Annotated in this window: 17 protein-coding genes; 16 read left to right on the top strand and 1 reads right to left on the bottom strand. The window is 43.1% G+C overall.

What is annotated here, in order from left to right; all coding sequences use genetic code 11:
- Positions 1 to 41: 41 nt before the first annotated feature.
- From BLR65_RS24700 to BLR65_RS24685, 4 genes are all read left to right on the top strand, one after another.
- Positions 42 to 1,043, top strand: coding sequence for an agmatinase (locus BLR65_RS24700; RefSeq protein WP_093796850.1), 1,002 nt, complete (start codon positions 42 to 44; stop codon positions 1,041 to 1,043).
- Between the two features lie 535 nt (positions 1,044 to 1,578).
- A complete protein-coding gene (locus tag BLR65_RS24695; RefSeq protein WP_093796848.1) occupies positions 1,579 to 2,562 on the top strand; it encodes a hydroxyacid dehydrogenase in 984 nt (327 codons plus the stop codon).
- Positions 2,562 to 3,950 carry an FAD-binding oxidoreductase gene (locus BLR65_RS24690; RefSeq protein WP_093796846.1) on the top strand — a complete coding sequence of 463 codons (1,389 nt, stop codon included), beginning with the start codon at positions 2,562 to 2,564 and terminating at the stop codon, positions 3,948 to 3,950. Before BLR65_RS24695 ends, BLR65_RS24690 begins: the two co-directional genes overlap by 1 nt.
- A 22-nt stretch (positions 3,951 to 3,972) precedes the next feature.
- Positions 3,973 to 5,199, top strand: coding sequence for a (Fe-S)-binding protein (locus tag BLR65_RS24685; protein WP_093796844.1), 1,227 nt, complete (start codon positions 3,973 to 3,975; stop codon positions 5,197 to 5,199).
- Between the two features lie 152 nt (positions 5,200 to 5,351).
- Here BLR65_RS24685 and BLR65_RS24680 read toward each other — a convergent pair whose 3' ends face one another.
- Complete coding sequence (locus tag BLR65_RS24680) at positions 5,352 to 7,385, bottom strand: sigma-54 interaction domain-containing protein (RefSeq protein ID WP_169717089.1); 2,034 nt, start codon at positions 7,383 to 7,385, stop codon at positions 5,352 to 5,354.
- A 602-nt stretch (positions 7,386 to 7,987) separates the two neighbouring features.
- Here BLR65_RS24680 and BLR65_RS24675 point away from each other — a divergent pair.
- The 12 genes from BLR65_RS24675 to BLR65_RS24625 all read left to right on the top strand — a co-directional run bounded on the left by BLR65_RS24675 (position 7,988) and on the right by BLR65_RS24625 (position 21,505).
- Positions 7,988 to 9,151 (top strand): 2-oxoacid:acceptor oxidoreductase subunit alpha, encoded by a 1,164-nt coding sequence (locus tag BLR65_RS24675; protein ID WP_093796840.1) that lies wholly within the window; start codon positions 7,988 to 7,990, stop codon positions 9,149 to 9,151.
- A complete protein-coding gene (locus BLR65_RS31650; RefSeq protein ID WP_093796838.1) occupies positions 9,141 to 10,553 on the top strand; it encodes a 2-oxoacid:acceptor oxidoreductase family protein in 1,413 nt (470 codons plus the stop codon). The genes BLR65_RS24675 and BLR65_RS31650 overlap by 11 nt, the downstream gene beginning before the upstream one ends.
- Positions 10,554 to 10,585: 32 nt before the next feature.
- Entirely contained in the window at positions 10,586 to 10,786 is a 201-nt protein-coding gene (locus tag BLR65_RS24665) for a 4Fe-4S dicluster domain-containing protein (protein ID WP_093796836.1), read from the top strand.
- A gap of 80 nt (positions 10,787 to 10,866) precedes the next feature.
- Entirely contained in the window at positions 10,867 to 11,772 is a 906-nt protein-coding gene (locus BLR65_RS24660; RefSeq protein WP_093796834.1) for a bifunctional enoyl-CoA hydratase/phosphate acetyltransferase, read from the top strand.
- A gap of 27 nt (positions 11,773 to 11,799) precedes the next feature.
- Positions 11,800 to 12,882, top strand: a complete 1,083-nt coding sequence (gene buk, locus BLR65_RS24655; protein WP_093796832.1) for a butyrate kinase — start codon at positions 11,800 to 11,802, stop codon at positions 12,880 to 12,882.
- 19 nt (positions 12,883 to 12,901) lie between these two features.
- Positions 12,902 to 14,302: an SLC13 family permease gene (locus BLR65_RS24650; protein WP_169717090.1), complete on the top strand. Its 1,401-nt coding sequence runs from the start codon at positions 12,902 to 12,904 to the stop codon at positions 14,300 to 14,302.
- Positions 14,303 to 14,495: 193 nt separating this feature from the next.
- Positions 14,496 to 15,788, top strand: coding sequence for an MFS transporter (locus BLR65_RS24645; protein ID WP_245693027.1), 1,293 nt, complete (start codon positions 14,496 to 14,498; stop codon positions 15,786 to 15,788).
- A 45-nt stretch (positions 15,789 to 15,833) separates the two neighbouring features.
- Positions 15,834 to 16,784, top strand: coding sequence for a hydroxyacid dehydrogenase (locus BLR65_RS24640; RefSeq protein WP_169717091.1), 951 nt, complete (start codon positions 15,834 to 15,836; stop codon positions 16,782 to 16,784).
- A gap of 9 nt (positions 16,785 to 16,793) precedes the next feature.
- Positions 16,794 to 18,767, top strand: a complete 1,974-nt coding sequence (locus tag BLR65_RS24635) for a methyl-accepting chemotaxis protein (protein ID WP_093796826.1) — start codon at positions 16,794 to 16,796, stop codon at positions 18,765 to 18,767.
- Between the two features lie 216 nt (positions 18,768 to 18,983).
- Positions 18,984 to 19,298, top strand: coding sequence for a hypothetical protein (locus tag BLR65_RS30605; RefSeq protein WP_211285296.1), 315 nt, complete (start codon positions 18,984 to 18,986; stop codon positions 19,296 to 19,298).
- A complete protein-coding gene (locus BLR65_RS30600) occupies positions 19,202 to 19,498 on the top strand; it encodes a hypothetical protein (protein WP_211285299.1) in 297 nt (98 codons plus the stop codon). Before BLR65_RS30605 ends, BLR65_RS30600 begins: the two co-directional genes overlap by 97 nt.
- 174 nt (positions 19,499 to 19,672) lie before the next feature.
- The gene (locus BLR65_RS24625; protein ID WP_093796824.1) at positions 19,673 to 21,505 is read left to right on the top strand and encodes a YcaO-like family protein; all 1,833 of its coding nucleotides are present in this window, start codon (positions 19,673 to 19,675) and stop codon (positions 21,503 to 21,505) included.
- Positions 21,506 to 21,798 lie beyond the last annotated feature (293 nt).

The raw sequence follows: 21,798 nt of genomic DNA, 5'->3' as shown, positions 1-21,798 counted from the left end.
GCTTGCTTTATGATTTTTTATGGCAATTTAAGGAGGTCCTTATGGATAATTTTAGTGTGACGCAGGCCGTAAATTTAGCGCCTACAGGGATTGCTACTTTTGCGAAAACACCGCTTTGTACGGATATGAATCAATTACATGCCGATATTGCCATTCTTGGCGCTCCCTGCGATATTTCCATCCAGGGGAGATCAGGGGCACGACTGGGGCCAAGAGGTATACGGCTGCAATCGACACGCTTTAGCTATAGCCCTGAGGGTTCCTATGATCCTGAGCGGGATGATTTCTATATCAGCACCGACAAATGGAAGATCGTAGACTGTGGTGACGCCGATTTAGTACCAGGCGATTTGCAGGCCAGCTTTGCTAACATTGAAGCGGCAGTACGCAAAATTATCGCGCAGGGAGCGATGCCTGTCGTTATGGGCGGGGATCATTCGATTACGATTCCTGTTGCCCGGGGTCTGAGCGCCGCGGGTCCCTTTCACGTTCTGCACTTTGACTCGCATCTTGATTGGACGGACAACCGCGGTGGACAGCGTTTCAGTAACGGCAGCCCCTGCCGGCAGATGTCTCTCTTGCCTTATGTGGATAAAATGGCGCATCTGGGGATTCACGGGATTGGCAGCAGTAGAAAATCGGATTTTGCAGAGGCCAAAGCCTATGGTGATCTGATTTTGTCACCCCGGCAAATTCGCAGGTTGGGTATTGCAGAAACCTTGAACCTTTTGCCTAAGGGAGAGCGTTATTTTGTCACCATCGATATTGATGTCATGGATTATTCCATAGCGGCCGGCACCGGGTCGCCGATGCATGGCGGACTTTATTATGACGAAATGAGCGATCTTTTGGAGGGCGTGGCTAAGCTTGGGCACATCGTGGGGTTTGACTTTGTGGAAGTGGCGCCTCCCTACGACGACGCCAGCGGTACTACTTGTTATTTGGCGGCGCGTTTGATGTCCGACTTTATCGGTTTTATTACCAAGGAGCGTGAACGGTTAGGGGTGAAAAATCTCGGTGACAGTTCTAATGAATCGTGCTAGTGGTAGAAGATCAGGAAAAGATCCTTTTCTACTATTTTGTTCTTGATATCTAAATTCAGTAAAATAACCAGGATAAACGAAACCCCGCTATTTGTTTCATAACTTAATAGCGGGGTTTGTCTACATTCTGGGCAGTGCGTTAAATTAATAATATTTTAACCTGGTTACAATCTGGTTCTATCTAGGTTACGTATAATTGTAAAAACTTCCAAGAATGTTTTGGGGCTATCAATTTTTGATATTACTTGGTATTATTGTGCTTTGAGGATTGCGGTGCTTATGTGGCGGGGAAGTTTTATTTTTTAAAAAATTTCAAATATTGGCATGAAAGTTGCAATGTATTATAAAAAGTATCCTTAAGATTAATGAGACATTCGGCAAGAGGTAGGCAATCTTGCATAAGAGTGTATAAGTACGGAGGTGTAGAAGGAAAAGAACCGTTTCTTGAAAAGAAGTGACATAATATTAGGCTTATTCAGAAAAAGTACGGAGGTGAAAAAAGGGGCCTGCTTACATGTGGGTTTAACCTCAGTTAATGATTAAAAGAATTCTTGTTATAGAGAATATTAGGCCTAAGGGGCTAACAATGCTTACGGAAGAAGCAGAGGTTGTTACTGCACCAGACAGAAGTGAAGCAACTGTAGCGGCAATGATTCGTGATTTTGATGCCGTTATAACCCGGACGACAAAAATTAATCGGGAAATTATTGAGAGGGGCAAGCGGTTGCGGGTGATTGGCTGTCATAGTGCCGGTTATGATAATGTGGATTTGCGTTGTGCTACGGATCACGGGGTTTGTGTGGTTCATACCCCGGGGGCTAATACGCGATCAGTGGCCGAACTGGTAGTTGGTTTGATGCTGGCATCTACCCGTTTGTTAATCAAAGCAGATTATGCGCAAAGAGTAGAGCGTGATTATAGCAAACGTCATCAGCTCATGGGACATGATTTAGGCGGTAAGACAGTTGGTATTATTGGAATGGGCAGAATTGGTAAGAAATTAGCCAGAATTTGCATTGCCGGCTTTGATATGAAAGTGATAGGTTATAGTCCGTCTGCAATAGAAAAGGACTTAAGAGAAATAGGAGTGACAAAAGTTGATGATGTTTATACCATCTTTAAGGAAAGTGACTTTGTTTCGCTGAATTGCTCATTGAGTAAAAAGGTTCAGGGTTTAGTCAACCGGGAAACATTGCGGTTGATGAAACCCTCGGCTTTTTTAATTAATTGTGCCCGCGGCCCGATCATCGATGAGGCAGCCCTGTGTGAAGCGCTTAAAGCTGGTGTTATTGCGGGAGCGGCTCTCGATGTATTTGATACAGAACCTACACCTAAAAACAATCCATTATTGGATGCTCCAAACTTAATTGCTGCACCCCATATTGGAACGCTGACATATGAGAGCATGGACTCTATGGCAGAAGCTGTAGCGGCAGGTGTGCTTGACGTGCTGCGGGGAGAAAAATCGCGATTATTAGTTAATCCTGAAGTCTGGGATAAAAGAAGGGGGATATTTTGATGATAAGTAACGAAGTTCGGCGAAAACTTCAGGTTGCTGTGGGGGCAGAACATGTGCTTGAATCAGAAGTTGATCGATTTTCTTATTCCTACGATTCTTCCTCTATGGCGGTTGTGCCGGCCTTTAAACCGGATGTTGTTGTGCGCCCGGCGACTACGGAAGAGGTGTCCAAAGTTATGGCTGTGGCTTTTGAACATGTTATTCCGGTTACGGCCCGGGGGACGGCAACAGGTAAAACAGGCGGGAGTGTACCGCTTAAAGGCGGCATTGTGCTGTCGCTTGAGCGCTTAAATAAAATTGTTGAACTTGATGAACGAAATATGATGGTAACGGCTGAGACGGGAGTTCGCACGATAGACCTCTATAATCATTGCGCTGCCAAAGGTTTATTTTTCCCGCCGGATCCGGCCGGTTGGAAAATGTCTACTATCGGCGGCAATGTGGCCGAAAATGCGGGTGGCATGCGGGCTGTTAAATACGGCGTCACCGGCGATTATGTCATGGGGCTTGAAGTGGTCATGTCAGATGGAACGATATTGAATACAGGCGGTAAGGCTATAAAAAATGTAACTGGTTATGATCTTACGAGTTTGTTTACCGGTTCGGAAGGTACGCTTGGTATTATTACTAAAATATTGTTTAGATTGATCCCGATGCCGAAGCAGCGCGGCTCGCTGCAAATTATGTTTAAGTCCCTGGACGATGGCTGTGCCACCATTCATAAAATGCTGCAAGAGAATATTGTGCCTGCGGCCGCTGAAATTATGGACAAGGCCAGCCTGGACGCCGTGGCTCTTAAACGGAAAATTACATTTGATGAACAGATAGGGTCATGTGTTGTCATAGAGGTCGACGGTGAAGACGTAGATGCAGTCAATGCGCAAATTAACCGTATTGACCGTGTGGCTAAAAGTTGCGGTGCACTGAGTTTGCGGGTGGCAAAAAATGAAGCTGAAACGCAAGATTTATGGTCTATTCGCCGGGAACTGAGTCAGGCTGTGGCGGCGCTTGCACCTGACAGAGTTGGCGAGGATATTTCGGTACCCAGAGATGCGTTTCCTGAAGTTGTACGGCGGATAAGAAAACTTTCGGAAAAGTACAATTTGCCGCTTGCTGTTTATGGACATGCCGGCGACGGTAATTTGCATCCGATCATACTCTGCGATTTTAATGATAAAGAGCAAATGAAACGGGTGGAGCAGATGGTTGACGGAGTATTCGAAGCGGCACTTGCTGTCGGCGGGACACTATCCGGCGAACACGGGATTGGTGTAAGCAAGAAACCGTATATTGTAGATGCCTTGGGCGAAGCCGGTATAAAAGCACATAAAGCCGTTAAGCAAGCTCTTGATCCGAAGGGTATCTTGAATCCCGATAAGATCTGGTAGCGTGAAAAGGGAGGGGCTTTATATGAAAAAGAGCAATGATGCTAAGCTGTTAGAGCAAGCTGGCAGGAAAGTAAGCCAATGTCAGCGGTGCGGTACTTGTCTGACGGTTTGTCCGCTATATGCGATCGATGATGTTGAAAAGGTAAGTCCCCGGGGCAAAAGTATGCTTGCCAGAGGTCTTGATCAGGGTGGTGTTGAGCCGACTGAAGAAGTATTGCGGGCAGTTGACTTCTGCCTTCTTTGCGGCGCCTGTTCCGCTAATTGTCCCAATAAGGTTAGAACAGACGATACGGTAATTGATGTTCGGGAATATCTTATGCAGCAGAATGGCGGCCCGGGTTTGAAATATAAAACCATGGGGAATATGTTAAAAAGCCGGGGTATGGTAAGCTTGGCAACAGGCGCGATGAAAGTTTTACGGGGATTGGGACTTGGCGGTATCGTCCCTAATGGGATGTTGCCTGATCAATATACGCGTGAACAGTTTCTCGCAGCCTTTGCCGGACCGAGAGTTTTTGGTCAGGCGGCTGAACCCTCAAAACTGAAGATTTCCAAGGAAATGCAAGTGGCCTATTTTAAAGGCTGTACCATGAAAATGATTTTTCCGGAGGTGGTAAAAGATACTTTAAAGATTCTGGAAGGGATAACAACACCCCTGGTAATGGAAAATGTTTGTTGCGGTTTGCCCCATTTGGCCCATGGGCTGCGTAATGAATTTTTGGAACTTGCGAAAAAAAATATCGAGCTCTATGCGGAAGCGGATATTGTTGTAACTGATTGTGCAAGCTGTGGCAGTACCCTGAAGCATATGGTCGAATATTTTGCTGATGATCCGCACTGGCAAAGCCGGGCGGCGGCTTTTAGCCGCAAGGTGATTGACATAACAGAGTACTTGGTTGGGGTTGGTTATTCTCCAAGACAAAAATTAACAGCAACCCTGACCTATCATGATCCGTGCCATTTGGTGCGTGGTCAGGGTATAAAAAAACAGCCGCGGCAGTTGCTGCAGGCGGCGGGAAATTTTGTCGATATGAAAGCGGCGGACACTTGTTGCGGTGGTGCGGGTTCCTTTCATATGGACTACCCGGAGGTTTCTACCCGGATTTTGGCAAACAAGCAGCGAAACATTGAACAAACAGGTGCTGATGTTGTAGTTACCGGTTGTCCGGTTTGCCTGATTCAATTGAACAAGGCCGCGAAATCAAGTGGCGGTAAATTTAAAGCAATGCATATTTGTCAGGTCATTTAATTGTTGATAAAGAACGTGTTTGGCTTTGGCAAGAGACAGCGGAATCATAGGTATATGAGAACTGCCGGCAGGTACTGTCGGCAGTTTTTTTCGTGTGCCCAGATGGATGTTTGCCGGTGAAAATCTGATACGGAGGTTAATAGTGCCAACTGTTACAGCTTTTGGGAAAGAATGTAGTGCTCGCCTTTTTCTGTTAATACAGATCCTTTGCCGTTTAGCGTGGTAATTAAGTTGGAATTTCTAAGAGTGTCAAGACGTGATTTCACCTGTTGGAGGGTGAGGGACCTGCCTCTGGCGTTGAGGAGTTTCTGGAGATTATAGCGCCCGATGAGCAGATGTTTGTTTTTGGCTTCCAGCAGAAGCTGGAGTACTTCCAAGAGCTCGTCCCTTATTTTAGGATCTCTAAATAATAAGGTTTGAGTTGCCTTTTGCGGGACAGGGTGTACGGGCTTGTTTTCCGAACTGCCAATAAGGCGTCTAATATCTTCTGTTAGATTATTGCCGGTATCATGAGCAATTGTAATATATTCGGCAATGTTTTGAAGCTGACGGATGTTTCCCGGCCAGGAATAAGTGCATAACATGTCAATCAGTTCTTTTGGAATGACTGGTTTTGGTCCGTTATTTTTGCTAAGGAAATGTTTTAGTAATAGTTCAATGTCATCTTTGCGCTCGCGCAAGGGCGGTACAGACAAAGAAAGCACATTCAAACGGTAGTATAGATCCTGTCGGAATAGACCCTGTTCTACTAAGCCGGGAAGGTTTTTATTGGTTGCTGCGATGATGCGAACATCTACCGGAATAATTTTGTTGCCGGATATTCGCATGATCTCTCTTTCTTGCAGTACGCGCAGCATTTTTATTTGTATTGATAGCGGAGCATCGCCGAGTTCATCTAGAAAAATAGTTCCGCTATCGGCTAATTCAAATAATCCCCGTTTACCGCCTTTGCGGGCTCCGGTAAAAGCCCCTTCTTCATATCCGAATAATTCGCTTTCTAAAAGTGATTCTGACAGGGCAGCACAGTTAATGGCGATAAAGGGAAATTTGCTTCTGGCTGAAGCATTGTGAATCGATTGGGCGAAAAGTTCTTTGCCTGTACCGCTTTCGCCGGTTATTAAAATGGTGTAGTCTTTTTCTGCAAAACGTTTGGCCAAGGCGATAGTTTTAGCCATAGTTGAGCTTTTATGAATAATATCATCAAAAGTAAATTTTGCGGTATATCCTCTGTACTTGGCGTGACGTTTGTATTGTTCGTCAATTTTTTTTATGTTGCTTAAATCTTTTAACGTAATTAGATGAATCGTTTTTTGATTATCTACAGTTAAATGTTTGTTTTCAGCATGGATTACCTTATCGTCAATATTGATAAAGGCGGCATCCGAATATTCACCCTGATTTATATTTACGTGGACTTCATTAAGATATCTGCCTATCAGCTGTTTTTCGTTTAAAATAGATGCGGCCACGGTATTGTGAAAGGTAATCTTTTGGTTGGTCTCGGTAACAATGATGCCATCTTCGAAGTTGGACAAGACCAGCTTCATTTGTTGTTGGAGCATTGCGTTTTGCTTGATTTGATTAGATAGTTTCATGGATAAATTAACAAGGTCCCGAACATATCGTTCGTATAAATAATCATCTACTAGTGTACCGTTTCTACAGTAAAAGAGCACCTGAGCGATTGTCATTAAACTAATTAACCGTGTACCTATGTTAACAATATTAGGAATGCCGGGCGGGACAAGGTGCGCTTCATCAGGAGTAATAGCATACTGGTATTCCCGCTCAAGCGGCTTACCGGGAATATAGGGGAAATATGTAAGATGGTTAATGCCGATTGTCTCCAATTCTGTAATTACTTCTAGCGTATTTTCGTATAAATTATTTACTATCAGAACTTCCGTGCCCTTGGGAATATCGAAAAGAAGGCCAATGGCTTGGGGGTTTATGGTGCGTTTGGCGACAAAATATTTACAGTTATTATCCAAATTATTTGCAATTAAATCTTTTACAACAGGTGCTGTTATTAATATAAGGTTGTCCTCGGCATGCTTTGTGCGGATATAATCTTGATAGCAATAACTTTTAATTTCGAAGTAGTCGCCGATTAAAGGGGTTAATTGTTCGTGAATCTCTTTTCTTGCTTTTTCATTATAGGAGACGGTGGTAAGAATTTGCTTCATAACTTTTTCCTCCTTGGAGTAAGGGGTTAGTATGAATAACATTCGGTAAGATAATTAATTATCCTGCATACAACCTGGTTATAAACAGGTTATATGCAGGATGTTTTTTTATTCAAATGAGAGGATGTATTTTTTTCTTTTAATGGCTTATGGAAAGATAATTTTAGATGAATTTGATGCCGGGTAAATGTTTGTGGTAGTAGAAAAATGCCGTATTAACGAGTAAATGCATGACGTTGCTACGTCAATGCATTGTGATTTTATAAGCGGATAGAAAAGGATCTACGCCTTGGCATGGTATTTGCATATATCAGAGATATAAACATAATAGGTGGATTAGAGACTGAAAGTTCACTATCGTTGTGTTTGTAAAAAATTCCGAATTTAAATATTGTTCGATCATTTACATCAAACAATAGGGGATTTGATTAGTTCAGTTATAACTGAAGTTAATATGGGGGTGCTAAAGGGCAGATACATGGATATGATGTCATATTTAAGATAAAGTGTTTTAGCAATTTTCCACAATTCCAGGGTAATAAAAATAACTAAACCAAAGCCTGATATGATGACAAAAAAATGAAATGGAAGGGGTCTTATAGGTGGGAGAAAAGAAAAAAGTTGCGTTACTAATGGGTAACGAGGCAGTCGCTGCCGGAGCCATCGCTGCTGGCGTAAGTTTTTATGCCGGCTATCCAATTACGCCGGCAACTGAGATTGCTGAAATACTGGCTTCGAAATTGCCGCAAGCCGGCGGTAAGTATATTCAAACAGAAGACGAACTGGCCATGATGGGTGCAATTGTCGGTGCATCGCTGGGTGGTGCGAAAAGTATGACGGCGACAAGCGGCCCGGGTTTTACGCTCGTTCAGGAAAACCTCGGATATGCAGCTTTGGCTGAGATACCCTGTGTCGTTGTTGCTGTGCAAAGGGGTGGCCCTTCAACAGGCTTGCCAACTTTACCAGCCCAAGGAGATGTGATGCAGGCACGCTGGGGAACACATGGTGATCATCCAATTATTGTACTTTCGCCTTCCTCAGTACGTGAGACTTTTGATTTAACGATTGAGGCAGTTAACTATTCCGAGAAATACCGGACGCCGGTAATTTTGCTGACAGATGCCGCAATTGCCCATTTGCGGGAAAGAACAGAGCTGCCTTCTCAGGACGAGATAAAAATTATTAACCGTAAAAAGCCAACAGTACCGCCGGAACAATATGCACCGTATAAAGCAGATGCTGACGGTGTGCCTCCCATGGCTAATTTTGGTGAAGGCTACCGCTATTTTATTTCAGGGCTTATTCATAATGAAAATGGTTCGCCGGTATTACAAGATCCTAAAGTAGCAACTCAACTGGTAACCAGGCTGCATGAAAAAATTACAAAAAATCGTGATGATATTGTAAAATGTGAAAATTTTATGACGGAAGATGCCGAGATCGTCATTGTTGCTTATGGTTGTGTAGCAAGGTCTGCTAAGGCGGCTGTTACTGAGGCTCGCAAAAAGGGAATAAAGGCGGGGGTATTCAGACCGATTACCTTGTGGCCATCTCCGGATAAAGAACTTTTAGCGGCTACAAAAAAGGCGCATAGCATTATTGTTACGGAAATGAATCTGGGTCAGTACAATGGTGAAGTATCAAGAATAATTTGTGATGGAGACGCTCGGGCTAAAGTATATTCGGTATCTGAAATCGGCGGCGCCCTTATCCATCCGGAAAAGATTCTAAACAAAATCACGGAGGTGGCTCTCAATGGAAAATAAGCCGCAAATCAACGACTACCTCAGAACAACAGATTTTCCTACAATATGGTGTCCCGGCTGTGGTCATGGAGTAATTCTTAAATCGGCCATAAGGGCTATAGCCGGCTTGAATTTAGATAAGAATGATATTATTGCCGTTTCCGGCATTGGGTGCTCGGCCAGAACTCCGGCCTATGGTGACTTTAACTGTGTTCAAACAACCCATGGACGGGCAATTGCTTTTGCAACAGGTTTGAAAGTTCAACGGCCGGATAAGCATGTTATCGTGTTTACAGGGGATGGCGATTGTACGGCGATTGGCGGTAATCATTTTATTCATGCGGCCAGACGTAACATTAACATGACCGTTATTGTCATGAATAACTGGATCTATGGCATGACAGGGGGACAAGTTTCGCCGGCAACACCTACTAATAAATATTCGACGACAACTCCGTTTGGTAACTTGGAGTCAGATGTTGACATTTGCGGTCTTGCTGCCGCTGCCGGTGCTACGTATGTTGCCAGGGGATCGGTTTATCATGTAAACCAATTAAGTGAAGTAATTGCTAAAGGTATTACTCACAAAGGCTTTAGCGTAATTGAATGCTTGGATGTTTGTCCGACTGCTTATGGACGCAAAAATAACTTCCGCGAAGTTACCCAGATGTATGAATGGTTACGCGATTCGTGTATCTCTGTGGAAAAGGCAAAAACAATGACCGCGGAAGAATTGTCAGACAAAAAGATCATTGGCGTTTTGAAGCAGGTTGAAAAAGCCGAATATGTTGAAAAAGTAGAGAAGTTGATCAATGAGGTCAAAGGGAAAAATAAAAATGATTTTCACTTCTTAGAGGTTACACCGGACGAAAAAGCGGAAGCCAAAGAACAGCTGGAGTTGCGACTTAGTGGTTCCGGCGGACAAGGCCTGATTTTAGCTGGCGTTTTATTAGGTGAAGCAGCCATTATGGCAGGAAAAAACGCAGTGCATTCCCAGTCGTATGGGACAGAGGCACGTGGCGGGGCAAGTCGTTCAGAAGTGATCATCAGTGACAAAGATATTGATTTTCCGGAAGTGCATAATCCCGATGTATTATTAGTAATGACTCAACAGTCCTGCGACAAATTTGCCGCCACTGTGAAAGCAGGCGGAACCATTCTTGTTGATAGTACCTTAGTTGAGACTGTCCCTGAGGTCAACGCAAAAATTTATAGACTGCCGATAACCCAAATTGCTATTGAAGAATTCAAAACAGCGATTGTTGCCAATGTTATTGCGGTAGGCGCGTTGGCCAAGATAACCGGAATTGCTCCGATCGCTATGCTGGAGAAAATTGTAGCCGCCAGAGTACCTGCACGTACGAAAGAAACCAACATTAAGGCATTATTAAGAGGCTATGAATGTGCGGGTCAGCAGGAATAGCAAGCGGCGTAATTAGAGAGGAGTGTTGAGAGGTGTCAAAAGAGCAGTTCATTCCACAGATAAAGCGGGAATGGTGTAAAAGTTGTGGTTTATGCGTCAAATTTTGCCCTAAAGATGTGTTTGAAAAAGATTTGTTGGGTAATCCGTATGTAGCCAATCCGGATGCATGTGTAGCCTGTAATATGTGTGATTATCGCTGCCCCGATTTTGCCATTACTTTTGTAAAGAAGTAATCGTAAACATATCTCACTCATCATCATGTCCGGTTTTGCCGGATATGATGATGGTTAGATTTGGCCAGAGGAGAGAGAATATGATTTTTAATAATTTTGATCAACTGATTGATCAGGTGCGTTCTAAGAATCATGCAATAAAAACAGTTGCCGTCGTTGCGGCTGAAGACAGTCATACATTGGAAGCTATCAGCCATTCGACCAAAAACGGTTTTGTTAAAGCCCTGTTAGTTGGTGATAGACAAAAGATAACAGAGCAATTGTCAAAAATGGACGAGCGTCCATCTGATTATACGATTGTTCATGCCGACAATGCGGCGGCTGCAGCTTATACTGCGGCGCAACTGGTGAATGAAGGACAGGCTCAGTTTCTGATGAAGGGCTTAATTGAGACGCCTACCTTGATGAAGATTTTGTTTAATAAAGAATGCGGTTTTCGTACCGGCAGCTTAATATCCCATATTTGTTTCGTTAAGATTCCGAATTATCATAAACTTATTGGCATAACAGATGTCGCGTTGAATATTTATCCGAATTTTGAGCAAAAGAAAGCGATTTTGGAGAATGCAGTGCGGACGATGACACGGATGGGATTCGATACTCCTAAGGTAGCCGTATTGGCAGCAAATGAGCATGTTAACCCCAAAATGCCGGAAACCGTTGATGCCGCAGAATTAAAAAAGATGAATAGCGAGGGAACTATTTCCGGGTGCATTATTGAAGGTCCTATTTCCTACGACTTGACTCTTAGTAAAGAGGCGGCCGACATTAAAAGATTTAACAGCCCTGTTCCCGGCGACGTCGATCTGTTGCTTGTGCCGAATATCGCGGCAGGCAATATCTTGGTTAAAGCACTGGTTTATTCTGCGGAAGCCAATCGGGCCGGAATTGTTATCGGGGCAAAGGTTCCCATTGTATTGTCCTCACGAGCCGCGGCGGCCGAAGACAAGTATTTGCCACTGGTCTTAGCAGCCTCTGCTTCCTAGCGTATATTGAGCATAAAGGGGATTATTATGGTAGAAAAAGAGTATAAAATCCTAACAATTAATCCTGGGTCCACCTCCACGAAGATTGCCGTTTATGAAAATGAGCAAGAATTATTCCGGAAGACAATTGATCATGATCTGGAGGAACTGTCAAAATACAAGGTAGTTGCCGATCAGCTTCCCCTGAGAAAGCAGGCAATTTTAGATTGTCTCAAAGTCATGAACTTCTCGCTGGCACAGCTCGCGGCTGTGTCAGGGCGGGGCGGCGGCGGTCTTCCGCCTGTAAAGAAGGGAGCCTACCGGGTTAACCCGGTGATGGTCGACCAACTCGTCCACCGCAATTATTCTGACCATGCCTCCAATCTGGGAGCTTTGCTTGCCTATGATATTGGTAACGGGTTACATATACCTGCCTATATTTATGATGCGGTTGCTGTCGATGAATTGATGGATGTCGCCAGATTATCAGGTCTTCCCGAACTTCCTCGCGTATCACGCTGCCATGTACTCAATATGAGGGCGGTAGCTTTAAAAGTTGCTGAAAAAATGTATAAGAACGTAGAAGAACTTAACATCATTGTAACCCACATGGGTGGCGGCGTGACATCTTCCATTATTAACAAAGGAAGACTGATTGATTTGATTGCCGATGATGAGGGTCCGTATTCCCCGGAACGGGCAGGAAGGGTTCAATGCCGGAAACTGATTGATTTATGTTTTTCCGGTAAGCATAACCGCTGGTCTGCAACCAGAAGGGTAAAAGGTGAAGGCGGTTTGGTGGCTTATTTAGGTACGAATAGTGCTTTGGCGGTAGAGGAAAAGATCAAAAACGGCGATGAATATGCAAAACTTGTCTATTACGGGATGGCCTATCAGGTTGCTAAAGGAATTGGCGAGCTTGCCACTGTTGTCAATGGTAAAGTGGATGTTATTATTCTTACCGGCGCGGTAGCCCACTCTAAAATGATGACAGAATGGATTACGGAGAGAGTGAGTTTCATTGCGCCTGTTGAAATAATGCCTGGCGAAAACGAGATGGAAGCGCTGGCTTTAGGTGTATTGCGGGTTTTGCGAGGGCAGGAAACAGCAAATGAATTTGTGGAGAATTAAAAAAACTAGGAGGTATACGATGCTAAGGTACATTCGGATCATTGGGGCAATCTTATCGGTGATTGCCGGTCTTTATGTCGGACTGCATGAACCGCCTGCAGGCTTAACCGTGCCAGCCATGAGAGGTCTTGGTGTTATTATTTGGGCAGTCGGTTGCTGGGTTGTGGATATTGTTCCTGAATACATTATCGGTATGTTGATGTGTATACTGTGGGTTATAACAAAATCCGTCAAGTTTCCGCAGGCATTTGCCACTTTTGCCAGTGGCACCTGGTGGATGATTATCAGTGCCTTTGCTCTAGGTGTTGCTGCAGCAAAATGCGGGCTGTTGCGCCGTATATCGCTTTTTGTACTTAAGCTATTTTCAACTTCCTTTAAGGGACAAGTGTTGGGTTTTCTGGCGGCTGGAACCATTATATCCCCGCTTATTCCCAGCATGAATGCAAAAGGTGCTTTGGCAGCTCCGATTGTGCATGCAGTCAGTAAAGCACTTGGCTATAAAGATAATAGTACTGGTGCGGCTGGTTTGTTTGGCGCCATGTTTATTGCTTTTTGTCTTACAGGCCTTGTTTTTATGAGTGCTTCTGTTTCCAACTATGTACTATTAGCAATGATTCCTCAACAAAGTCAGGCGGATATAACATGGACTACCTGGTTCCTCTATGCAATACCGTGGGGTGTAGTAGTCTTAAGTGGTATTGGTTTATTTATCATAATGAAATATAAGCCTGGCGGCGCAAAGCCGATGTCATCAAATTTTGCGGCTGAGGAATTAGCAAAACTTGGCCCAATGGTGCGGGATGAAATTATTACAACTATTGTTCTATTAGGAACGCTGGTTTTGTGGATCACTGAAAGCATTCACAAGATTAGTGGCGGCGAAGTTGGCGTTGTCGCCATGTGTATATTGCTGGCGCTCAAGGTAATAGACCGCGAAGACTTCCGCAAAAAAATTGATTGGGCTGCACTCGTTTATGTAGGCAGTATTATTAACATGGCAGGCATTATTCAGGTTCTGAAGCTTGACAAGTGGATTGGACATGTTCTCGAGCCGAGTATTGCCGCACTGCTGGGTAACCCCTATTTATTTGTAATCTGTGTTGGCCTACTCATGTTTATTCTTCGCTTTATATTTGTTTCACTTACAGCGGCTTCAGCTCTCTTTATTCTGATTCTTGCACCACTGATGTTGAATTATGGCATGCATCCGTGGATTATCGTATTTATTACTTATACGTATTCCGGCGTCTTTTTTCTGCCTTACACAAACTCGATGTTCCTTTGCTCATATTATGCCGTAGGTGGGGAAATGTGTACGCATAGACAGGTAATTCCAATTTCTATTGCATATGCGGGATTATCAATTCTTGCCTGTCTGATCAGTATTCCCTATTGGCAGATGGTTGGGCTAATTAAATAGTAATTTGGGGGAATAAGTTTTTAAGGTAAAGAATCAGGCGGAGGGATCTCTGCCTGATTTCTTGAATTTGTTTTATTAGGAGTCCTCCCCTGTAACTTTGTTGATTATAACCTTAAAGTTTTCCCTATAGATGAGCGGTTATATTAAAAACATAATGGTCAGTAACAAAAGTATATAGGAGATGAGTGACTAAATGCAAAATACGCCAATGCAACCGGTTGCCCAGGAGAGTGTAAAAACTAAGCAACGCCTAGTGTTAGCCGCCATTTTGCTTTTTACAGTGATGGTTGCGTATTTTGACCGGGTAAATATCTCAGTGTTAGTTGTAGATAATGAATTTCTTTCCGACATGGGAATTAAGGGGCAGCCTGTGCAAATCGGGATGTTGATGACCGGTTTTCTTATCGCGTATGGGCTGGGTAATCTGACATTAAGTTCGTTGGGAGATTATATAGGGCCGCGTAAAACGATGTGTATCGCGATGGTCTTATGGGGATTTTCCATGTTTTGGGGGGGAATTGCTCAATTTTTTACCATGATGCTAATTTCCCGTTTTGTCTTGGGGCTTGGCGAAGGAATGCATTTTCCCATGCAAAGCACGTTTGTAAAAAAGTGGTTTCCTCGGCAAGAACGGGCGAGAGCCAATGCCTGCTGGTTTATCGGAACATCATTGGCGCCTGCGCTGGCAATGCCTGTTTTTGTCTGGATTGTTAGTCATATGGGCTGGCGCAGTAGTTTTTTCATATGTGCGGTCGTAGGACTGCTTCCCCTCTATTTGATATGGTTTCACACCGCTGATACGCCTCGGCAGCATAAAAAGGTTAATGCCTTAGAACTGCAATATATTGAAGCAGGTCTAACAGAAGATGGTGGCGTAAAGAATACTGCCGTCCATGCATCGGTGGGCGAAAATATTAAAACTGTTGCCGGCAACTACCGGTTTTGGCTGCTGGTCATTTATTATGCGGCACATAATTTTGTCTATTGGGGACTATTAACCTGGCTTCCTACTTATTTGAAAACAGCAAGGGGTTTTTCATGGAAAGAGATGGGATTTTTAGCTTCATTACCGTTTATCCTTTCAATCATATGTAAGGTGATAGCTGGAGTAGCCTCAGATTACGTCGGCAGGCGTGCGCCGTTTTGTGTAATAGCCACACTTGGGTCGGCTATCGGCATTTATTTTACGGGTAAAGTTGTCGATAATTATTCGGCAGCAGCGCTGATTTGTTTCGGCATGGGCGTGCTGACACTTGGTGCTCCCATGGTTTTTACTATGTTGCAGGAATTGCTGCCTGACCGGGCTATTTCGTTAGGGACAGGCACTATGAACGGATTGAGCTTTTTCTTCGCGTCGCTGGGGCCTGTAATGATTGGCTTTTTTATCGGTCTGACAGGCGGTTTTGCTGGTGCCTTATATTTACTGGTAGGAATGTCGCTGATAGGAATGACATCCGCTTTAATCTTAGCGCTGCAAAAATACTAAGAGTATATTGGCCTCAAATTAACAGCATTGAAAGGAGTATGCCTTTTGCGAAAAAAAGTGCTACTTGTTCACCCTATTCATCAGGCGGGTATTGACCTTTTGAATAAGGAAGTTGATCTGGTTTGGGCTAAAGCTGCTAATCCGGAACAACTAAAAAAGGAAGTTGCCGATGTTCACGGGATTATCCTAAGATTATCGCCGCTAACGGCAGATATTATTAACGCTGCTCCCAAGCTGGAGGTGATTGGCCGGGCCGGTGTCGGTTATGATAATGTGGATATCCAGGCGGCTGCAGTGAGAGGAATCCCGATTGTATATTCTCCGGGAAGCAATGCGGTTTCTGTAGCAGAACATACGATAGGATTTTTAATTACTTTGGCAAAGCAGTTTATTACCGCACATGAGGCATTAAAATACCAAAACAGTTTTCAGAATAGAGACGCTATTAAGACGATGGAATTAGCAGGCAAGACAGTGGGTATTATTGGCTTCGGCGATATTGGACGCAAGGTGGCAGTTATGTGTCAAGCCGGTTTGGGGATGAAGGTGCTTGCCTATGTCCGGAAGAAAAAAAGCTATTTAGAAGGCTCTGGTGGAATACAGTTTGTGAATGACATAAATGAGGTATTGACAAAGGCTGATTTTGTCAGTCTGCATGTGCCGGCAACCCAAGAGACCTATCATATGATTAGTGCAGAGCAGCTACAGAAGATGAAACCCACTGCTTTTCTCATTAACACAGCGCGGGGCTCTATTGTTGATGAAAAGGCGTTATTTAAAGCGCTTGATGAGAAGTGGATTGCAGGAGCGGCCATTGATGTATTTGAACAGGAACCACCGATGAAAGACAACCCTTTGTATTCATTGGGGAATATTGTTGTTACACCTCATATGGCCGGGCTTACTGATGAAAGTATGGCAGTTATGGCATTAATGGTTGCCAAGGGTGTGTTGAACGTACTTCGCGGTGAACAGCCAAAATATATTGCAAAGTAGGTGAAGAAGATGAAAAGTATTCAGGCTAAAATGACAATTGTCACGTTCGTTATATCTCTTGTTGCTCTTAGTATACTGGGTGGATTAAACTATTGGAAAGCTCGGACAATTATTACCACGAATGTCAGCAATGACATGATGGAAAAAGCGCAAATGTCTGCCAAAGATGTGAGTGCCTGGTTGGAGACACGTAAAGCAGAACTTTACATGATTTCAAATGCCCCAATAGTAAAAAATGGTAATGTTGCGGAAATTGTTCCTTTTTTGGCCAATGCGGTTAGCGTAAACAGCGCGTATATCTCTATTGGCTATAGTAACTTGAATGGCGATGTTATTAATTCAGCAGGAAAACAGAGTAATTTGTCCGATCGGGAATACTTTAAGAAGGCGGTCGGTGGTGAAGCTTGGGTGTCCGATCCGTTAATGTCCAGAACAAATGGCCGTTTATCCACCGTAATAGCGGTCCCGGTCAAGGCTGATGGAAAAGTGGTTGGTGTCATATCAGGGGCTATTGATATGGATGGCCTGGCTAAGCGCGTATTGGACATTAAGATGGGGCAAACTGGGTATGCGTTTATTGTCCAGGGAGACGGTCTAAGAATTATTCATCCGGATGAGAAACAGGCGATGAAGTATAACCCGTTGAAAGACGAAAATGCCGATATCTCACAGAAACAAGTAACTGAGCGTATGTTGAGGGGGGAAATCGGAACAGCTATTTATCAATATCAGGGGACGGAGAAGTATTATTCCTTTGCACCGGTACCGGGAGTAAACTGGTCTTTGGCGATTGCCGTGCCGGTGGCTGAAGTATCGGCTGTTGTTTCAACGCTGACAACAGTATCGTTAATTACGATTATAATACTTTTGTTTATAACAGCACTGCTTAGCTGGTGGTATGCACGGCGTTTGGCCGCTCCAATTCAAAAGTTGGAGAAGGCTGCTACCCGGATAGCTGATGGTGATATTTCACTGACTAATCTGGGGATTGTCACCAACGATGAGATAGGACGTCTAGGGCTTGCATTTGAAAAAATGACGAAAAATTTACGCGAACTCATAAAACAAGTCAGTAAGGCTTCTGATCAAGTAACTTCATCTTCAGAAGATCTGGCGGCAAGTGCTGAGCAATCTTCGAAGGCATCTAACCAGGTGGCGGAAATCATCGGTGAAGTTGCCGGCGGAGCGCAAAAGCAAACGCAGGCCTTTGAAAGTACCGCTATAGCTATGCAGCAGATGTCGGAAAGCATTCAGCAAATTGCCAACAATACCAATACGGTAGCAGATGCTTCGGTAAAATCGTCGGATGCGGCTCAAGAAGGCGGTAAAACAGTAGAAAAGGCAATACGTCAAATGGATCATATTCAGAATACGGTTACCAGGTCCGCTTCGGTCGTAATAAAATTGGGCGATAGATCTAAAGAGATTGGTCAGATTGTAGACACAATTTCAGGCATTGCCGGACAGACAAATCTACTGGCCTTAAATGCGGCCATTGAAGCCGCCCGGGCAGGCGAACAAGGACGGGGATTTGCCGTTGTGGCTGAAGAAGTTCGTAGACTTGCTGAACAATCGCAGGAGGCTGCAAAACAGATCGCTGCTTTAATAACCGAAATTCAAAATGATACCGATAATGCTGTTACAGCAATGAATGAAGGTACTGCGGAAGTCCGGCTGGGTAGTGATGTGGTAAAAAGCGTAGGACAAACCTTTGAGGAAATCTATAATTTATTTAATGAAGTAACTACCCAAATCAGGTCAATATCGGCAGCCATCCAGCAAATGGCAGGCGGCAGTCAGCAAATTGTCAAATCGGTTCAGGATGTCGATGCAATTAGCAAAGAGACGGTTGCTCAGTCGCAGACAGTGTCGGCAGCGACAGAGGAGCAGTCAGCAACCATGGAGCAAATTTCTGCATCAAGCCAACTGCTTGCCAAGATGTCAGAAGAATTAAGTCAGGTGGTAAGAAAATTTAAGCTTTAAGATGTGGAATAGCTTCATGTGGACAGATCGTCATTCATCTTGTAAAAGGAAAAACGGGTAATTTTAAGATAGAATGTTGTATATTTCGTAGGCGGACTATTGGATATGTTATTCAATAGTTTGTGATATAATATTTTTGTAGTAAGTTTATTAGTTATAGGGAGATAGAAATGAATTTTAACTTTTATAAATACCATGCTTTAGGATGATTATATTGTGATTGACCCGCAAAAATATAAGATTATCCTTACGGAAAACAACATCCGGAAGATTTGTCACCGCAATTTTGGTGTTGGTTCTGACGGAATCTTATTTGGACCGATTTTTGATGAGAACCAAGAGATCCATGTTAAAATTTTTAACCCGGATGGAAGTGAAGCGGAAAAAAGCGGGAATGGTGTGCGGATTTTCTCAAGATACCTGTTTGACGCTAAATATATAACGACAAAAAAGTTCCGATTGCACATCCTCGGTGGCATGGTAAATGTAGAGTATTTGAAATATGGGAACGTGGTGCAGGATATACGTTAGCTTCTGGATCAAGTAGTTGTGCTGCGGCTAGTATCGCTTATAAACTTAACTTGGTCGATAACGATATTACCGTTCACATGCCGGGCGGAATTATTCAGATACATATCGATGACAATTGGCGTGTTCATATGACAGGTTCTGTTACTTCTGTTTCCTTTGGCATGTTTGCGAGTGATTTAGTTGAACAATGTAAAAAATAGTTACATAAAAATATAGCTTAAAAAACACTGCTTCGGTGAAGAAACAGTGTTTTTTGTGTGTCTGAAACTTAAAGGAATATAGCATTAGTATCAATAGCAAATCTAAACTGGAACCACGTGACTCAATCGAGAATATATTTAAATTGAAGTGTGAAAAGATGAGGTGATAAATGTATGACTTTTAGTACTTGTAAATACAAGGACGATTTACCGTTGAAAACGATAACTAAGATACGAAATATATTGACGGATTTAAACATTCTTGCAGTTGAAACTGGCTGGAAGAACTCCGCAGATGGGTTTTACTCTGTCACTGTTACGATTAGGAACACTAACCTTGCTACCAACGGAAAGGGGACCACACATGAATATGCTTTAGCAAGTGCTTACGCAGAACTTATGGAAAGACTTCAAAATCAGGCGTTTTTTCGTCTTAATTATGATTTAAGAGAAGATGCCCTCGGGTATCAGGGTTTTTTCTACGCTCCGGATGAGCAGCTCGTTAGTATGGAAGATTTTCTTAATAGCAATGAGGAGTGGCCTAGTATTCAATTTAATAAAACACCTAGGGACACTGATATTCAGGAATTACTCCAAAAGTGGCAGCAAGTTTCTTATGAGAAGATTCCGGCCGACTTTATTGCGTTGCCGTATCTAAATATGAATAGTGGCCGTATATCCCACATACCGATAAAGATGGTTTCCAAAATGTATATGTCGAATGGAATGTGCGCTGGTAATACAACAGAAGAGGCTCTGGTCCAGGGGCTATCTGAAGTGTTAGAACGTTACGTCAATATGCGTATACTGGTTGAAGAAATTACTCCACCAGACATCCCGTTAGAATTTTTAAAACAACATCCCAGCATTTATCGAATGATTCAGGAAATCGAAAAAAGTGGAAACTTTGAAGTAATCATGAAAGACTGTTCCCTCGGGCAAGGATTCCCCGTAGTAGCGGTAATTTTTCTCAATAAAGATGATCAAAGTTATTTTGTTAAGTTTGGATCTCATCCGATATTCGACATTGCGGCGGAAAGAACTCTGACAGAACTATTACAGGGGCAGGAAGTTCGAGATATGATGGGTACAAAAGAGTTTTTCTACAGGAGTCCGGTGAATGAAGATCACGAAAACGTACTTGGTATTTTAGTAAATGGCTCGGGATATTATCCAACACGATTTTTTACAGCAAATTATAGTTATGATTTTACCGAATTTCCTGCTATCGAAGCAGATAGCAATAAACAGTTGCTTGAATATTTATTCAGTCTAATCAAGGGAAGCGGTCATCAAATATTTGTCCGTGATAACTCTTTTTTAGGTTTTCCCAGTTTTCATATCATAGTCCCTGGCATGAGTGAAATTGAACAGTTTTTTGATATAAAACCTATAGATGAATACGCGAAATACAACAAAACGAAAGAGTATATTAGGAATTTGCCAGAATTAACTCAGGCAGAGGCTGATGAGATTATCCAGTTTTTTTGTAGTATTCCTTATCATAAGGGAAGTTCAATTGCTAATATATTGAACCTGACAATCAAAAAATCACTTCCCTGGTATTACGTGAAAATAGACTTGTTTTTGAGTGCACTTCATTATTGGAAAGGTGATTTTGTTAATGCTTATTATGCTCTTGAGCGGTTCTTAGATTTTTCAAGGCATATGCAGTCGGGCGTGTTTGAGCGGGGGTTGTATAATTTTTACAAGTGTATACGAGACTATTTTGGAGCCCGTGCCGATGGGATGGAGGGAGGAGATATTGTTACTCTTCTAAGTAAGTTCTATCCTGTTCCTATGGTTCAAGGGGTTATTGACGAATTTGGTAGCGTGGAACAATTTTTCGATGTATTTGGATATTTTTCGTGTTGGTGCTGCGAAAAATGTGACTATAGTGAAGGTTGCTCGTATATTGAACACGAAAAGATTTATAAAATACTTAAGGAAGAATATGCAAAAAAACAGGTAAATCAGGCAACATTGTCAAGACTGGTATTGCCGTAATCCCTTTAAGGAAAATAAGCCCGTAGATTGATTTTGATACAACATCTACGGGTTTATTAACCTCCTTACCTATATCCGATAGTTTATCTGGCCATGCAGTTCATACAACTCATTGATTTCGCGCAGTTCATGCACTTCATAGATTGCATACAATCCATAGACTTACAAGAGTCCATAGATTTGCAGGAATCCATGTAAGACATGGATTTACAGGAGTCCATAGATTTGCAGGAATCCATGCAGGACATAGATTTACAGGAGTCCATAGATTTGCAGGAATCCATGCAGGACAT

The organism is Sporomusa acidovorans, from assembly GCF_900101845.1.
Taxonomy (GTDB): domain Bacteria; phylum Bacillota; class Negativicutes; order Sporomusales; family Sporomusaceae; genus Sporomusa; species Sporomusa acidovorans.
The sequence above is the reverse complement of the archived record's forward strand: the minus strand, read 5'-3'. Positions and strand labels throughout refer to the sequence as shown.

What these genes read in the sequence shown, in the direction of transcription:
- BLR65_RS24700 (WP_093796850.1), top strand. Translation starts at nt 42, where the DNA reads ATGGATAATTTTAGTGTGACGCAGGCCGTAAATTTAGCGCCTACAGGG.
- BLR65_RS24695 (WP_093796848.1), top strand. Translation starts at nt 1,579, where the DNA reads ATGATTAAAAGAATTCTTGTTATAGAGAATATTAGGCCTAAGGGGCTA.
- BLR65_RS24690 (WP_093796846.1), top strand. Translation starts at nt 2,562, where the DNA reads ATGATAAGTAACGAAGTTCGGCGAAAACTTCAGGTTGCTGTGGGGGCA.
- BLR65_RS24685 (WP_093796844.1), top strand. Translation starts at nt 3,973, where the DNA reads ATGAAAAAGAGCAATGATGCTAAGCTGTTAGAGCAAGCTGGCAGGAAA.
- BLR65_RS24680 (WP_169717089.1), bottom strand. Translation starts at nt 7,385, where the DNA reads ATGAAGCAAATTCTTACCACCGTCTCCTATAATGAAAAAGCAAGAAAA.
- BLR65_RS31650 (WP_093796838.1), top strand. Translation starts at nt 9,141, where the DNA reads ATGGAAAATAAGCCGCAAATCAACGACTACCTCAGAACAACAGATTTT.
- BLR65_RS24660 (WP_093796834.1), top strand. Translation starts at nt 10,867, where the DNA reads ATGATTTTTAATAATTTTGATCAACTGATTGATCAGGTGCGTTCTAAG.
- buk (WP_093796832.1), top strand. Translation starts at nt 11,800, where the DNA reads ATGGTAGAAAAAGAGTATAAAATCCTAACAATTAATCCTGGGTCCACC.
- BLR65_RS24650 (WP_169717090.1), top strand. Translation starts at nt 12,902, where the DNA reads ATGCTAAGGTACATTCGGATCATTGGGGCAATCTTATCGGTGATTGCC.
- BLR65_RS24645 (WP_245693027.1), top strand. Translation starts at nt 14,496, where the DNA reads ATGCAAAATACGCCAATGCAACCGGTTGCCCAGGAGAGTGTAAAAACT.
- BLR65_RS24635 (WP_093796826.1), top strand. Translation starts at nt 16,794, where the DNA reads ATGAAAAGTATTCAGGCTAAAATGACAATTGTCACGTTCGTTATATCT.
- BLR65_RS24625 (WP_093796824.1), top strand. Translation starts at nt 19,673, where the DNA reads ATGACTTTTAGTACTTGTAAATACAAGGACGATTTACCGTTGAAAACG.